14 protein-coding genes and 1 pseudogene are annotated in these 15,364 nt (G+C 75.0%); 5 read left to right on the forward strand and 10 right to left on the reverse strand.

What is annotated here, in order from left to right:
• Positions 1 to 565, forward strand: a 565-nt coding sequence (locus tag V6V16_RS23695) for an ATP-binding protein (protein ID WP_334565381.1), incomplete at its 5' end; no start/stop codon positions are given.
• Positions 566 to 619: 54 nt separating this feature from the next.
• On the opposite strand, the gene V6V16_RS23700 is transcribed toward V6V16_RS23695, so the two are convergent.
• The 8 genes and pseudogenes from V6V16_RS23700 to V6V16_RS23730 form a co-directional block, all read right to left on the reverse strand.
• Complete coding sequence (locus tag V6V16_RS23700) at positions 620 to 1,735, reverse strand: glycosyltransferase family 2 protein (RefSeq protein ID WP_334565434.1); 1,116 nt, start codon at positions 1,733 to 1,735, stop codon at positions 620 to 622.
• Between the two features lie 50 nt (positions 1,736 to 1,785).
• A complete protein-coding gene (locus V6V16_RS23705; protein WP_334565382.1) occupies positions 1,786 to 3,567 on the reverse strand; it encodes a hypothetical protein in 1,782 nt (593 codons plus the stop codon).
• A gap of 128 nt (positions 3,568 to 3,695) precedes the next feature.
• On the reverse strand, positions 3,696 to 4,340 hold the full coding sequence (locus V6V16_RS23710) for a hypothetical protein (RefSeq protein ID WP_334565384.1): 645 nt from the start codon (positions 4,338 to 4,340) through the stop codon (positions 3,696 to 3,698).
• A gap of 126 nt (positions 4,341 to 4,466) precedes the next feature.
• Positions 4,467 to 5,186: a S1 family peptidase gene (locus V6V16_RS27940; RefSeq protein ID WP_442934143.1), complete on the reverse strand. Its 720-nt coding sequence runs from the start codon at positions 5,184 to 5,186 to the stop codon at positions 4,467 to 4,469.
• Between the two features lie 36 nt (positions 5,187 to 5,222).
• Positions 5,223 to 5,702 (reverse strand): annotated as a pseudogene (locus tag V6V16_RS27945) (snapalysin family zinc-dependent metalloprotease); the annotation flags it as partial.
• Positions 5,703 to 5,982: 280 nt separating this feature from the next.
• Positions 5,983 to 7,632, reverse strand: coding sequence for a ribosomal protection-like ABC-F family protein (gene abc-f, locus V6V16_RS23720; protein WP_334565387.1), 1,650 nt, complete (start codon positions 7,630 to 7,632; stop codon positions 5,983 to 5,985).
• Positions 7,633 to 7,939: 307 nt separating this feature from the next.
• Complete coding sequence (locus V6V16_RS23725; RefSeq protein WP_334565388.1) at positions 7,940 to 9,022, reverse strand: SRPBCC family protein; 1,083 nt, start codon at positions 9,020 to 9,022, stop codon at positions 7,940 to 7,942.
• 96 nt (positions 9,023 to 9,118) lie between these two features.
• Positions 9,119 to 10,318, reverse strand: coding sequence for an RtcB family protein (locus V6V16_RS23730; protein WP_334565389.1), 1,200 nt, complete (start codon positions 10,316 to 10,318; stop codon positions 9,119 to 9,121).
• Positions 10,319 to 10,847: 529 nt separating this feature from the next.
• On the opposite strand from V6V16_RS23730, the gene V6V16_RS23735 reads away from it, so the two are divergent.
• Genes V6V16_RS23735 through V6V16_RS23750 form a run of 4 tightly spaced genes read left to right on the forward strand, consistent with a single transcriptional unit; the run spans position 10,848 to position 13,741 of the window.
• Positions 10,848 to 11,303: a helix-turn-helix domain-containing protein gene (locus V6V16_RS23735; protein WP_334565391.1), complete on the forward strand. Its 456-nt coding sequence runs from the start codon at positions 10,848 to 10,850 to the stop codon at positions 11,301 to 11,303.
• The gene (locus tag V6V16_RS23740) at positions 11,296 to 11,688 is read left to right on the forward strand and encodes a DUF4180 domain-containing protein (RefSeq protein ID WP_334565393.1); all 393 of its coding nucleotides are present in this window, start codon (positions 11,296 to 11,298) and stop codon (positions 11,686 to 11,688) included. The genes V6V16_RS23735 and V6V16_RS23740 overlap by 8 nt, the downstream gene beginning before the upstream one ends.
• Positions 11,689 to 11,742: 54 nt before the next feature.
• Positions 11,743 to 12,933 carry a spore photoproduct lyase family protein gene (locus V6V16_RS23745; RefSeq protein ID WP_334565395.1) on the forward strand — a complete coding sequence of 397 codons (1,191 nt, stop codon included), beginning with the start codon at positions 11,743 to 11,745 and terminating at the stop codon, positions 12,931 to 12,933.
• A 22-nt stretch (positions 12,934 to 12,955) separates the two neighbouring features.
• Entirely contained in the window at positions 12,956 to 13,741 is a 786-nt protein-coding gene (locus V6V16_RS23750) for an alpha/beta hydrolase (protein ID WP_334565397.1), read from the forward strand.
• 30 nt (positions 13,742 to 13,771) lie between these two features.
• Here the strand turns inward: V6V16_RS23750 and V6V16_RS23755 are convergent, their stop codons facing one another.
• Positions 13,772 to 14,278, reverse strand: a complete 507-nt coding sequence (locus V6V16_RS23755) for a DinB family protein (protein WP_334565399.1) — start codon at positions 14,276 to 14,278, stop codon at positions 13,772 to 13,774.
• Between the two features lie 177 nt (positions 14,279 to 14,455).
• Entirely contained in the window at positions 14,456 to 15,292 is an 837-nt protein-coding gene (locus tag V6V16_RS23760; RefSeq protein ID WP_442934144.1) for a M15 family metallopeptidase, read from the reverse strand.
• Positions 15,293 to 15,364: the final 72 nt, after the last annotated feature.

Raw genomic sequence — 15,364 nt, forward strand, 5'->3', positions numbered from 1 at the left:
CGCGGGCGGCCGCTGCGACGCGACCGCCGGCGCGGTCCCCGGCGCCGGCGGGGCGCCGGTGGACCCGGCGGGCGACGCCCCGGGCGTGGCGTCCGTCGCGGAGGCCGCGTCGGGCCCCTCCGCCGGCGGGGAGGCCGACCGGGCGTACGACGGCGGCGACCGCCCGGCTTCCGCGCAACCCACCGCGTTGGAGACGGGGTGGACGTACCCGTCCCGGCCCACCTCGGCCGCCGCGATGCGGCGTGACGTGCGCGCCTCGCTGGAGGCCCTCGACGTCGATCCGGACACCGTCGAGGATCTGCTGCTGGCCGCCTCCGAGGCGGTCAACAACGCCGTCGAGCACGCGCAGCGCCCGACGCGGCCCGAGGTGCGGGTGCGGCTGCGGGTCGCCGAGGGCACCGTACGGATCTCCGTGCGGGACTTCGGCACCTGGCGGGACCGCCGGCCGGCCATGGACCGGGGGCGCGGCGCCACGCTGATGAACGCCTACGGTGACGTACGGATGGTCTCGACCGCCGAGGGCACCACCGTCACCATCGAACGCCGCCTGTCGCCCACCGCCTGACGGCGCGGCGACCAGCCGGGAACGATCGTCCCGCCGCGGGTGCCCCCGGCGCGGTCAGCCGCGGTCGACGGGGACCTCCTCGTCGACCGCCCGTTGCCGGGCCGCATCCGCCACGGACTCACCGGCGGCGCGGCGCAGCGAGCGGTGCCGGGAGAGGTCCTCGCGGGCCGGTACGCCCTGCCGGGTCCCCCCGGCCGACCGCACCGCCGGCTGGTCCGGCACCCGGGGCGCCTCCCCCGTCTCCGTGACCAGGTCCTCGGTCTCCTGGACCAGGTAGTGCGGCCGGCGCTTGGTCTCGTAGTAGATCCGGCCGATGTACTCGCCGATGACGCCCAGGATGGTCATCTGGATGCCCCCGAGCCCGATCACGCTGACGATGATCGTGGTGTAGCCGGGGACGTCGATCCCCCGGTTGACGGCGTCGGCGACCACCCAGGCCATGTAGACCACCGCGATGAGGGTGAGGAACAGGCCGGCGTAGATGGCCAGCCGCAGCGGCCGGTTGTTGAACGACAGCAACCCGTCGAACGCGTAGTTGAAGAGCTTGCCGAAGGTCCACCTGCTCTGCCCCGCCTGCCGGGTCTCGTTGCGGTGCGCGACCACCACCGTCCGGAAGCCGATCCAGGAGAAGAGTCCCTTGGAGAAGCGGTTGTACTCCGGCATGGCCAGGACCGCGTCGACGGCGAGCCGGGACAGCAGCCGGAAGTCGCCCGCCCCGTCCAGCAGCCGCACGTCGATCCACCAGTTCACCACCCGGTAGAACGAGCGGGTGGCCAGCATCCGCAGGAACCGGTCACCACGGCGGTCCCGGCGGGCGATCACCTGGTCGAAACCCTGCCGGTAGAGCGCCACCATGTCGGGCAGCAGCCGCGGCGGGTGTTGCAGGTCGGCGTCCATGATGACAACCGCGTCCCCGGTGGCCCGTTCCAGGCCCGCCAGCATCGCCGCCTCCTTGCCGAAGTTGCGGCTCAGCGACGTGTACCGCACCGACGGGTCCGCGGCGGCGAGCCGGCGCAGCGCCACGAGGGTGCCGTCGGAGCTGCCGTCGTCGACGTAGACCACCTCGACGTCGACGTCGCACAGCTCGGCGGTCGTGGCCGTCACCGCGGCGTGCAGCCGCTCGACCGACGCCTCCTCGTTGAAGCAGGGCACCACCAACGACAGGCGCACCTCCGCCTCACCCCGCCCGACGGGCGCCGCGACGGCGCCCGGCCGTTCCGTCACAGGTGGTAGACCAGCACACCATCGATCTCCTCCCGGGTGATGCCGAGCCCTTCGACCGGTCGGGCCGCGATGCCCTCCCACGGCGTCCCGGTGGTCCAGCCCGGCAGGGCCACCACGGACCGCACACCGATCCCCCGCAGGTAGGCGACGCTGCCGGCATCGGGGAAGGCCGCCGTCGCGGCCTTGGTCTGTGCCTGGGTGACGGGTTCGAACCCGGCCAGCCCGTTCGTCACGCGGGGGAACCCGTCGGTGGTCCAGAGCATGAAGACGAGGTCACCCACGCCGCCGGCGGGCAGCACCAGCATCGGCTCGGTGGCCGTGCGCATGGCGGCCGGCGGGGGCGGCACCACGGGGTGCGCCGTCCGGTTGACCCCCTCGATCCCGACCAGGACCAGCGGCACCAGCAGCGCGACCGGCGCCAGGTGTCTCGGCCAGCCCCGCACCGACCAGCTCCGCACCGCCGTGGCGAAGACCGTCACGGCGCCCGCCGCCAGCAGCGCCAGCAACAGGCTGGTCCAGTGCATCATCCGGCCCGGCGTGCGCAACGCGTCCCAGCCCGGCAGGTGCTTGGAGAGCGTCAGGTAGCCGGGATCCCCGTCGCCGCCCAGGGTGGAGCCGAGGCCGAGCAGGACCGTGCCGAGCACGCCGAGCCCCACCACGACCCGGCGGCGGGCGGGGTAGACCGAGACGAAAAGCCCCGCCACGGCCAGGGCGAGCACGGTCAGCCCGGGCAGCAGGGCCATCTCCGGCGGCCAGGACAGCTGCTCGCGGGCGGCGGCGTGGCGCTCACCCCACAACCACGAGTCGGCCGGCGCGGTGAGGAAGCCGATCGCCGGCGGCGAGAACATCTCCGTCCAGGCCAGCGTCCGTTCGGCCTGCGGATTCAGGTCGACGACCCGCAGGTAGACCAGGCCCAGCAGGAGCGTGACCGCGCCGAAGACCGCCCCGCCGGCCAGGTCCGCGACGAGCAGCCGCCGGCCGAACTCGGGCCGCTGCCCGCGCCGCCACCACGACCAGCCGTAGCCGCCGGCCCCGACCAGGACGGCGGCCAGCAGGAAGTAGACCAGCGGCAGCCCGATGCCGAAGCCCAGGCTGACCTGCCAGGCGGCGACGATCCATCCCGCCAGGGCCCAGCCCGGCCGCCGCCGCTCGGGGCGGTAGCCGTGCCGCAGCGACCAGCCGTGGCCCCGGGCCAGCATCGCCAGGCAGAGCGCGATGCCGCCGCTGGAGAGGATGTTCAGGTGACCGGCGTGCGCCAACCGCCAGGGCGCGAACGCCCACGCGACCCCGGCGACCGCCCCGCCGAGCCGACCCGCCCCGAGCTGCCGCGCCAGGGCGTACGCCCCGACGAAGGCCAGCGCGTGCAGCAGCACGTACAGCACGTTGTACCGGACCAGGGCGGCCTCGAAGCCCGAGCCGAGCATCCCCGCCGGGGCGTACCCCAGCAGGGTGTCGCTGTAGGCGAAGGTGTACCTCTCGGGGAAGAACGTGTTCGAGTGCCAGAGGCCCGACGGGTTGCTGAGCAGGGCGTGCCCGCCCCAGGCCATCTGCCACGCCTGCAACGTCGGGTCGCCGATGTCGCCGGGGACCGTGCTCGCCGGATGTCGCATGGTCGGCCAGGTCAGCACCACCGCCAGCAGCAGCCCGCCGAGCACCGCCAGCGTCCATTCGTGTCGCGGCCAACGCCAACGCGCCCAGCTGCCCCGGTCCCCGGCGGGGACCTGGTCGTGGTCGGTGGTCTCGGCGGGCGGACGGGCGTCCGTGGACCCGATGGTCATGGGATAGATGATCCACGATGTGGACCGCCGTGTCGATGCGCGTCCGGATTGTGGGCCGGAAATCGCCGCGCCGGGCGGTTACCGGTACACCGCCGGTCGGCGGCCCGCCCGGGTCGGCCCGCGCACACTCAGGACCGCCGGTCGCGCTCCTGACTCAGTCGCTCGTCCAGCCGGCCCAGTTCGTAGATGGCGTTCAGGCTCGTGGGCAGCCGGATGACGTTGTCGTCGAGCGGCTCCTCGTCCGGATCTGGTGTGGGGTTGGCCGGGCCGACCGGGCCGACCGGGCCCGCGGCGGGTCTGCGCCGCCGGCTCCACACGAGCAGCACCGGCACCGCCAGGGCGCCCAGCGCCAGGCCGGTGACCAGCCACGGGTCCGGTCCCGCCCCGTCGTCGCCGCGCGGCGGGGCACCGAGCGATGAGGGAGCGCCGGTCGCCCCGCCCTGCCCGTCCGGGGCCGGCGGCTCGACCGGCCGCTCGACCGGGCCGGCGGCCGGACGGTCCCGACCGGGGGCGGCCGCCGACCTCGCCGGGCTCGCCGGGCTCGGCACGGCCGGTGCGGCCGACGGGCCGGCCGGGCGCGTGGGGGCGGCCGGCGAGCCGGAGGGGACGGGTGTCGGGGAGGCGCTCGGGCTGCCCCGGCCTCCCCCGGTGAGCAGGCCGTCGACGACCTGTCCGAGGTCGCCGATCAGGTCGCCGACCGGCCCGCCGGAGGCCGACGGCGTGGGCGCGGGAGCGAGGGCGAGAGTCAGCGCGAGCGCGGCCACGGCGGGCATGCTTCACCTCGGATGGGGTCGATGTGCCTGGCACCGTACCGCACCGGGGGTGGTCACCGGTGACGCCCCGGCGACGGGCGCGCGGACGGAGGGCGCCGCGTGCGGCACCCCCCGTCCGGCGGTTCGTCAGACCGGCAGGCCGCCGACCTGGGTGTTGATCCAGGTACGGATGGACGGCAGGTCCACGTAGATGGACGGGCCGGTGGCGCAGGTGGAGTTGTTGTTGCCGGCCCGGCTGGTGGCGCCGATCAGGGCCCAGGCCCCGTTGATCCGGCGCACCTGCGGGCCGCCCGAGTCGCCGTAGCAGGCGCCCGCGTTGCCGTTGGTGTTGTTGGTGCAGATCTCGTACGGGCCGTTGATGCCGAGGCACCGGCTGTCCGCGACGATCGAGGTGTCGAGCTCGTGCGCGACGGTCGGGGCGCTACCGCAGCCGCGGGGGGCACAGGTCTGGCCCCAGCCGATGATCCGGGTGGCGGTGCCGACCGCGCCCGAGGTGCTCGGGATCGGCGCCGGGGCGTAGCTGACGCTGCTGGCGAGCTGGAGCAGCTTCACGTCGACGCTGGGGTGGTTGACCGCCCGGACCACCTGGACCACGGTGCCACCGCTGCTGCGGTTGACGCTGCCGACCCGCACCGAGCTGGGGGTCCCGCAGTGCTTCGCCGTGACCGCCCAGTTGGCCTTGATCAGCGTGCCGGTGCAGCCGGAGACGTACACCATCCACGGGTAGTTCTCGCTCGCCGGCCGGCCGTTGACCACCTGCGGCGAGATGTCGTCGCTGTCGTTCCAGGTGAACGTGCCGGTGGGCACCTCGGACGCGGCGAGACCGCCGGCGAAGAGCTGGTCCACCCGCGACGCCTCGGCGGCGCTCGGGTACGCGTTGCGGCAGGAGACCGGCGCGCTGCTGCCGGACATCAGGTCGGAGCAGAGCCCGGTACGCCGGTCGGGCAGACCGAGGATGTGGCCGATCTCGTGGGTGGCGATGCGGGTGCGGTCGTAGCCCTGGTTGACGGCGGTCCAGCCCATCCAGACCCGGCCGGAGCCGAGCCCGCTGACCTGCGCGCGCGGCCAGCCGCTGTCGACGTAGATGGTGACGTTGCCCGGCGTGCGGGCGACCAGCTGGACGTTGCTGACCCGGCTGTTCCAGATGGCCGCGGCCTGGTCGAAGTTGGTGCGGAACTCGCCGGCCCGACTCGCGTCGTAGTAGACGGTCCGGGCGGCGGCGGACGCGCTCGTGTCGGTGGCGACCTGCATTCCGGTCGCGGCCAGCACCGCCGCCAGCGCGGCGGTCGCCGCGTGCAGCAGTTGTCGTCGGAACATACACGCACTCCCTGAGTCGGCCGGCGGCGTGCCACCGCCAGTCATCGATGTACGTGAATGCTAAGGCGAGGGTCGCCGACATGCGGCATAGCGGAACCGTCATACCGGCGCGGGCGGAGCGCGGCGGGCCCCGTCGAGCGGCCCGCCGGGGCGCCCGGACGATCCGCACCGCGTCGCCGGCCGACGAGGATGGAACCGGCCGCTCGGACACCTCCCGGGTCGACACCGCCCAGCGGACCTTCCTCGACAACGGCAACCTCGCCCCGCACACGCCGCCGGTGTCCGCCGTCCACGCGACCGTTACCGCATCGGCTGACGCCCCGGCTCAGCGCCGCGACGCGACGCCGTCGGGGCCCGCGGTCTCCAGCAGCCGCCCGTCGGCCAGCCGCAGCCAGCGGTCCACCCCGATCGCGGCGAGGAACCGTTCGTCGTGGCTGATCGCCACGAACGCGCCCTCGTACGCGCTGAGGGCGCTCTCCAACTGGCCCACGCTGACCAGGTCCAGGTTGTTGGTCGGCTCGTCGAGCAGGAGCAGCTGCGGCGCCGGTTCGGCGAACAGCACGCAGGCCAGCGTGGCGCGCAGCCGCTCGCCGCCGGAGAGCACCCCGACCGGCAGGTGGGCGCGGGCGCCCCGGAACAGGAAGCGGGCGAGCAGGTTCATCCGCTGCGCCGCCGGCATCGCCGGCGCGTACGCGGCCAGGTTCCCGGCCACCGTACGGTCCGGGTCGAGCAGGTCCAGCCGCTGCGACAGGTACGCGATCCGCCCGTCGGCCCGCCTCGTCCGACCGCCCCGCGGCTCCACGTCGCCGCTGAGCACGCGCAGCAGGGTGGACTTGCCGGCGCCGTTCGGGCCGGTCAGGGCGATCCGCTCGGGCCCCCGGACGGTCAGGTCGACGCCCTCACCCGCGAAGAGGTCGCGCTCGCCGTAGCGGACCTGCATCCGCTCGCCGTGGAAGACCGTGCGCCCGGCCGGTACGTTCGTCCCGGGCAGCTCGACCGTGATCCGTTGCTCCTCGCGTACGGCCCGACCCGCCTCGTCGAGCCGGGCCCGGGCGTCGCTGACCCGCGCGGCGTGTGTCTCGTTCGCGCGCCCCGCCGACTCCTGGGCGCTCCGCTTCATCCCGCCGGCGACGATCCTCGGCAGCCCGGCGCTCTTGAGGTTGCGGGCGGCGTTGCCGGCCCGACGCTCGGCCCGCTCACGCGCCTGCTGCATCTCCCGCTTCTCCCGCCTGACCTCCTGCTCGGCGTGGCGGACGTTCTTCTGCGCGACCTCCCGCTCGGCGCGCACGGACTCCTCGTACGCGGCGAAGTTCCCGCCGTAGGAGCGGACCTCGCCGCGGTCGAGTTCGAGGATTCGGTCCATCCGGTCCAGCAGCGCCCGGTCGTGGCTGACCAGCAGCAGGCAGCCGTTCCAGTCCTCCAGCACCGCGTGCAGCTTGCGTCGGGCGTCGAGGTCCAGGTTGTTCGTCGGCTCGTCGAGCAGCAGGACGTCGGGCTGCTTCAGCAGCTGCGCGGCCAGGCCGAGCGAGACGGCCTGGCCGCCGCTGAGCGTGTGCAGGGGGCGGGTGAGTGCCACGTCGTCGAGGCCCAGCCGGTCCAGCTGGGCACGGGTGCGCTCCTCGACGTCCCAGTCGTTGCCGATCGTGGTGAAGTGCTCCTCGGCGGCGTCGCCGGACTCGATGGCCCGCAACGCCGCGAGCACCGGGGCGACTCCCATCACCTCGGCCACCGTCAGGTCGCCGGAGAGCGGAAGGCTCTGCGGCAGGTAGCCGAGCACGCCGTCGACGGTCACGGCGCCGCCGGTCGGCCGGTACTCGCCGGCGATCAGCTTGAGCAGCGTGCTCTTGCCGGCGCCGTTCGGCGCGACCAGGCCGGTGCGGCCGGCGCCCACGGTGAACGACAGGTCCGCGAAGACCGGGGTGCCGTCCGGCCAGGAGAAGGTGAGGCGCGAGCAGATGACGAACGCGTCGGACATGCGATGACCCTTGAAGTGAGGCGGGCGCGCCGAGGCGCCCGGGAGGACGGGCTTCGGGAAACGACAGCCCGCGACCACGGCGGCGGTCGAACGCCTGCCGGTCGCCGGGCACCTCCGGTGTCACCCGGAGATGTCGTCGTCACCCGCCATGTCTGGTCTCCCTGTCCTGCACTTCGCACCGCCACCGCGGCCGGGAACCCGCACCGTCACCGGCGCCACCCGCCGCCGGGACCCCGCACCGCCAGCGGCCGGTCGCCGTCAATCCTAACAGCGCCGTCCGGCCGGCGCGGGGTACGCGATCCGGCCGTCAGAGGCCCGCGCACGGGTCGTCGCCCAGCGAACAGCCCTCGGGTGCCCTGGCGAGCGGGGCGCGGACCGAGAACGTGAGCGAGCGCGAACCGCCGGCCGGCACGGGCGACCCGGTGAAGGTCACGGTCTGCCCCTCCTGCCGCCAGTCGGCCCCGCTGGCCTCGGTGACGGTGCCCCCCTCGGCCAGCGTCACGACCACCGTCCAGCCGCTCGCCGCCGCGCCGCCCGGGTTGTCGACGACCACCTCCCCGGTGTAGCCGAAGAGCCCCGTCGACACGGTCTCGTAGCGGGCCCTCGGCGCGGGTTCCGGGGCCACCGTCGACGCGGCCGTACGCGAGGGCCTCACCGTGGGGGTGCGGCTCGGACGGGGCGTGGCGGACGTGGCGCTCCGCGTCGGGCGGGCGGAGGGCGTCGGCTTCGGCGTACGGGCCGGGGCGCCCGTGGCGCTCGACGACGGCGACGGCGACGGGTCCGGTGCGGCGACGGGTTCCCGGTCGGCCGGCAGCGCGAACCACACCGCCGCCCCGGCGGCCAGCACGGCGGCGGCGATCCCCGCCAGCAGCAGCGGCCAGCGGGAGCGGCCCGCCGGTGCCGGCGGGTCGTCGAACGCCTCGGTCACCGGCATCTCGGCGGTCGCCCCGGCCGCGCCGGCCCGCAGGTCGACCTGCCGGAACGCCAACCAGTCGAGGATCGCCGGCAGCCGCCCGGTCAGCGCCTGCCGGTAGTACTCCTCACGGCGGGCCCGCTGCTCCGCGGGCCAGTCGCCGTGCTCCAGCACCTCGCGCACCACGAGCCGGCAGCCCTCGGCGGTGGGCTCCAGCTCGCAGGTCAGCCGGCTGCGCCGGCCGCCCTCGAGGCAGCGCAGCGCGACCAGCTCCGGCTCCCGCCGGGCGGTCACCGCCGCGTCGACGGCGGCGTCGAACCCGGGCAGCCCCGCCGTGAACAGCAGCAGCCGGTCGCGCTCCCCCGCCATCGGCTCGGTCTCGGTGAACCACCGGGCGAGCAACCCGAGGTCCGTCAATGCCTGCCACACCCGGTCCGCCGGGTGGAACAGGTCGACCCGCGCGTCGATCTCGGTCACGGCGAGACTCTACGGGCATCGCCGCGGCCGCGGCGAGCGGTGGTACGGGAGCCTTCCGGCGGCCGGCGCCCACCCCCCGTGGGCGCCGGCCACCGGTCATCCCTTCACGCAGACGACCTGCTTCAGGTGTGCCACCACCTCGACCAGGTCCTCCTGCTGCGCCATCACCTGGGTGATGTCCTTGTACGCGCCGGGGATCTCGTCGACCACCCCGGCGTCCTTGCGGCACTCCACGCCCGCGGTCTGCGCCGCCAGGTCGGCGGTGCTGTACGTCCGCTTCGCCTGCGCCCGCGACATCCGCCGCCCGGCCCCGTGCGACGCCGAGCAGTACGCGGCCGGGTTCCCCTTGCCCCGCACGATGTACGACCCGGTGCCCATCGAGCCGGGGATGATGCCCAGGTCGCCCCGGCCGGCCCGGATCGCCCCCTTGCGGGTGACCAGTACGTCCACGCCGTCGTAGCTCTCCTCCGCCACGTAGTTGTGGTGACAGGAGATCGGCTCGTCGTAGCCCACCCGCGGGAACTGCTCACGTACCACCCCGCAGAGCAGGGCGAGCATGACCGCCCGGTTGCGCCGCGCGTACTCCTGCGCCCACCACAGGTCCCGGCGGTAGGCGTCCATCTCCGCCGTGCCGGCGAGGAAGACCGCCAGGTCCCGGTCCGGCAGGTCCGCGTTGTGCGGCAGCCGGCGGGCGACGGAGATGTGCCGCTCCGCCAACTCCTTGCCGATGTTGCGCGAGCCGGAGTGCAGCATGAGCCACACCCGTCCCTCGTCGGCGCCACCCTGCTCCACGCAGACCTCGATGAAGTGGTTCCCGCCGCCCAGCGTGCCCAGCTGCCGCTGGGCCCGGGTCTCCAGCTGCGCCACCCGCCGGTCGAGGTCGGCGAAGCGGCGCCAGAAGTCGTCCCAGCCGCCCTGCTCCAGCCCCCGCACCCGGCGCGGGTCGACCGGCTTCTCGCGCTGCGCGAAGCCGACCGGGATCGTGGCCTCGATCGCCGAGCGCAGCCCGGCGAGGTCGTCCGGCAGGTCGGCGGCGGTCAGCGAGGTACGGACCGCGGACATGCCGCAGCCGATGTCGACGCCGACCGCGGCCGGGGAGACGGCCTGCCGCATCGCGATGATCGAGCCGACCGTGGCGCCCTTGCCGAAGTGCACGTCCGGCATGACCGCGACGCCCTGCACCCACGGCAGCGCGCCGATGTTGCGCAGCTGCCGGGCGGCCTGCGGCTCGATGGCGTACGGGTCGGTCCAGACCCGGACCGGTGCGCGGGTGCCCGCGAGCGGGGTGAAACTCATCGTCGTCTCCTCGTGTCGTCGGCTGGTCGCCGCGGTGCCGGCGGAAGTGGAAGGGCCCGCCCGTCCGGTGGGAGTGCCGCCGCGCCCGGCGCGCCGTCGGGCGGGCCGCGGTCGTCCGGGGGCACGAAAAAGCCGCCCGACTCCTGGTGGGGTGGGCGGCCGGGTCGGCGCTGGCGCTAGTCGCGCCGCCACCCCGGCTGCCGTCCCCGTTCGCGGCGGCGCCGGGCCGGGTTCCGCTCCCCCGTGGGCAGCGCGGCACCGCCACATGGCGCGAGCCAGGTGGCGTCGGTGCGGGCGCGCTGCGACACGGCGTACTCCCCCGGGGCGTTCGGTTGACCTTGTGTCGATCACGGTAGGCGGGCCGGACAGTCACCGCAACGGATATCCGGCGCCGCGCCGACGATCCGCGCGGGCGGCGGTCCGGAGTTGGTTCGCGTCGCGTCCGGACACCCGAGCTGTGGCCCGGGACACTCTCGCCGACCGGGCCAGCACTCCCAATCGCCCCCTTCACAGGGTAGTTTGGGGTGCGATGAATGATGATATGTTGTCGGTCGAACAGGTGGCGGAGCGGCTGGGCCTGCACGTGCGTACCGTGCGCGGCTACATCCGCGGCGGCCGGCTGCGGGCGGTACGGATCGGCAAGCAGTACCGCATCGCCCGCGCCGACCTCGACGCGCTGACAGGGCGGGACGCGCCGGCCCGGCCCGCCCGGGGCGCGGCGGCGGAGGTGTCGAGCATCGTGCAGATCGACGGCGTCGACCGGGCCGCCGCCGACCGGCTGGGCACGCTCGTCCTGGCCGCCGCGAACACCGGCGTCCGCCCGTCGCACCCGCTGCGCGTCCAGACCGTCCACGACCAGGAGCGGAACCGCATGAAGATCGTGATACTCGGCGGCGCCTCGGCCACCGCCGAGCTGCTGCACCTGCTCGGCGCCGTGCTCGACGGCGACAACAGCCTGCTCACCGGGGAGACCGACGATGCCTGACGTGATCCAGGAGCGGGTCGGGGCGCAGGTGCTGGTCTGCGATCCGGACGGTCCGCCGGTCACCACCGAGCAGGACGCCCTCGACCTGATCGGCGCGGCCTTCCTCGGTGCGACGGTGGTCGCCGTGCCCGCGAGCCGGCTCGACCCGTCCTTCTTCTCCCTCGGCACCCGCTTCGCCGGCGAGATCATGCAGAAGTTCGTCAACTACCGGCTGCGGCTGGTCGTCGTCGGCGACATCTCCCGGCACCTCGATTCCAGCGCGGCCCTGCGGGCCCTGGTGCACGAGTCGAACCGCTCCGGCCACGTGTGGTTCGTCCCCGACCTCGACGCGCTCGACGCCCGGCTGCGGGCCGCGACCGGCCCGGCGAGGTCGACACCGGGCTGAGCGAGCGACGGAGGATGCGGGGTTGCCGCCGGGCGCAGCGGGTAACCGCGCCGGATGAGGCCGGAGGCCGAACCGGTGGACGTCGACGAGCCGCTGGCCGTCGACGTACCGCCCGCGCCGCACGACGCCAGCGGCGAACGCGTGCCCACCCGCGACCTGGCCGGGCTGGCGCCGGCGGCGCGGCCGGCGCGGCGCTGGACGCCGCGCCGCGTGGTCGCCACCCCGGCGGCGCTCGACCACCCGCACGGCCGGCGGATCGCCGACCGGGTCGAGACCCTGGGCATCGAGGTGGAACGGCTGCGCGCCAACCGGCTCACCGGCGTCCGCGGCGAGACCGAGCGGGAGACGTACGCCCGGGCGAAGGCCACCATGGCGATCGTGGTCAGCCCGCCCTCGCGCCGCAGGCTGCAACCCATCGCGCCCAGCGCGGACTGGCGCTTCGACCTGGCCGAGGGCTGCCCGGCCCACTGCCAGTACTGCTACCTCGCCGGCTCGCTCTCCGGCCCGCCGGTGACGCGGGTCTACGCCGACCTGGACGACATCCTCGTCGGGCTGGCGGAGTACGCCGGGCGGGGCACCGTGACCAGCCGCAGCGCCGGGCGGGCCGCCGAGGGCACCACCTTCGAGGCGTCCTGCTACACCGACCCGCTGGCCCTGGAGCACCTCACCGGCAGCTGGCGGCGGGCCGTGCAGCACTTCGCCGGCTGGGACGCCCCGGTGCAGCTGCGCTGGACCACCAAGTACGCCGACGTCGACACGTTCGTGGGGCTACCGCACGCCGGGCGCACCCGGGTCCGGTTCAGCGTCAACTGCCGCCCGGTCAGCGAACGGCTGGAGGGCGGCACGGCCACGGTGCCGGACCGGCTCGGGGCGCTGCGCCGGCTCGCCCTCGACGGCTACCCCGTGGGGCTGACCGTCGCGCCGATCATGCCGTTGCCCGGCTGGCGCGAGCACTACGGCGAACTGCTGGACGCGGTGGCCGGCGCCGTCGACGGGGTGCCCGGGCTCGACCTGACCGCCGAGCTGATCACCCACCGGTTCACCCCGGGCAGCAAGGAGGTGCTGCTCGGCTGGTACCCGCGTACGCGCCTGGAGATGGACGAGTCCACCCGCAGCCGCAAGTACGGCAAATTCGGCGCGGTCAAGTACGTCTACCCGCGCGACACCATGGCCGAGCTGCGCTCCTGGTTCGACCGCGAGCTCGCGGCCCGGCTGCCGGCCTGCCGGGTCCTGTACTGGACGTGAGGATGCGCTACGGTCGACGGCCGTGGCCCTGATGCGTTGCGACTTCCACTCCGATGCTCTCGGCATGGGCACCTCGATGACGGTGATCCTGCCGCAGCGGACCTCGTCTCAGATCGGCCTGACCGGCAGCGCGGCGGCGGGCGACCCGCCCGTGCTCTACCTGCTGCACGGTCTCTCCGACGACGACACGATCTGGCTGCGCCGTACCTCGATCGAGCGGTACGTGGCGCCACTCGGGCTCGCCGTGGTGATGCCCCAGGTGGGGCGCAGCTTCTACACCGACGAGGAGCACGGCAACCGGTACTGGACCTTCCTCAGCGCCGAGCTGCCGCGGGTGTGCCACGACTTCTTCCGGCTCTCCGCCCGCCGCGAGGACACCTTCGTCGCCGGGCTGTCGATGGGCGGCTACGGCGCGGTGAAGTGGGCGCTGCGCGACCCGGGCCGGTTCGCGGCGGCGGCGAGCCTGTCGGGCGCGCTCGACGTGGCGACCCGCCGCGACCACCCGACCGCGCCGCTGGACCCGCGCGTCTGGCACACCGCCTTTGGCGAGCGCGCCGTCGCGGGCACCGACGACGACACCGTCGCGCTGCTCGGCGAGGCGGCGGGCGGCGACCCGCCCGCGCTCTACGTCGCCTGCGGCACCGAGGACTTCCTGTACGAGGACAACCTGACCTTCGTGGCGGCGGCCCGCGAGCGGGGCGTCCCGCTCACCGTGGACTTCTCCCCCGGCACGCACGACTGGGCGTACTGGGACGCGAAGATCCGCGACGTGCTGGCCTGGCTGCCGCTGCGCGCGGCCGACGGCTGAGCGTCGCCGCGCCGGGCGGCCGGGCCGGGGTCAGGCGCCGACGGTGCCGTCGATGCCCTCGCGCAGCAGGTCGGCGTGGCCGTTGTGGCGGGCGTACTCGTGGATCAGGTGCAGCATCACCAGCCGCAGGGACACCTCCTCGCCGGTCCTGGCGTGCCGGCCGGTCACGTCGAGCGAGCCGGCCGCGCGCTCGATGCGGCGGGCGTGGGCGACCTCGCGCTGCCAGGCGTCGAACGCCTCGGCGCGGGTGGCGCCGCCCGCGTCGTACGCCACCTGGAAGTCGCCGGAGTCCGACCAGACCAGCGGGACGTCCTCGCCGTCGATGGTCCGGCGGAACCACGCCCGCTCCACCTCCGCCATGTGCCGGACCAGGCCGAGCAGCGACAGCGTGGACGGGGGCATCGACCGCCGGCGCAGCTCCTCGTCCGAGAGCCCGTCGCACTTCATCGCGAGGGTCGCCCGGTGGTAGTCGAGGAAGGCGCGCAGCATCTCACGCTCGTCCCCGGTGACGGGCGGCCCGATCCGTTCGGTGGCCATGACTTCCCCTCCCTGACGTGCCGGCGCGGTCGTCGTCCGGCGTCACCCGCCCGCGCGGTTGAACCCGCCGCGACAACGATCATGCCGGACGTCGGCGGGCCGTGGCGCGGCGCCTCCCGCCCGCCGAGGGGTCACCGGCCCGCGCCCGGCGGCCCCGGCGGGCTGCGCCGCCGACGCTCAGCCGCCCGCGGGCTCGGCCGAGGAGCGGGCCACCGGCAGGTCGAAGTAGGTGTCCGGCCAGGGCTCGTCGCGGTAGCGGTAGTGCCACCACTCGCGGTCGTAGTTGACGAAGCCGCCGTCGCTCATCAGCTGCCGCAGCAGCCGCCGGTTCTCCCGCGCCGCCCCCGTGACGCGGGGCGAGTCGGTGTGCGCGAGCGGGTCGAAGCAGTCGAAGCCGGTGCCCATGTCGACGCCGTTGTCCGCGAACCGCTGCCCGCGCGCGGCGGTGCAGGGGACCAGCGGCTGGCCCGGCACGTACGGGGGCTGGCCGGGGGTCGGCACGTCGACCAGGGTCAGGTCGAGCGTGCTGCCCCGGCTGTGCGCGGTGGGGGCGCCGACGTACCCCTCGTCGAACAGCTCGGACTTCGCCACCCGGGGATAGAACTCGGCCTTCATCCGCTGCTCGGCGGGTTGCCCGGCCCAGGCGACGAAGTCGTCCGCGGCCCGCTGCGGGCGGTAGCAGTCGTACACCTTCAGGCTGCGCCCACGGGCCAGGGCGGCGTCCTGCACCCGGCGCAGCGCCTCGGCGGCCCGGCGGGTGAGCAGGCAGAGCGGTTCGGAGTAGCCGGCGACCGGCCGGCCGACGAAGTTGTGCGCGCCGGCGTAGCGGATGTCGGTGCGGATGCGCGGGTCGACGTCGGTGAGGACGACGAGGCCCGGCCCGCGCGGGGTGGCCGCCGGCGCGGACGGCGACGCCGGGACGGACGGCGACGCCGCGGAGGCGGGCGACGACGGGGCGGGCGGTGGCGACGGCCCGGACCGGGTGCAGCCGGGCGCGAGGGCCGCGATCACCACGGCCGCCGCGACGCCCCGCGCGACGGCCCGCCCACGGGCGGCCCCGCCGCCCGGGGCTCGCCGGTGGATCCG

The organism is Micromonospora sp. CPCC 205561 (assembly GCF_036906775.1).
GTDB lineage: Bacteria > Actinomycetota > Actinomycetes > Mycobacteriales > Micromonosporaceae > Micromonospora.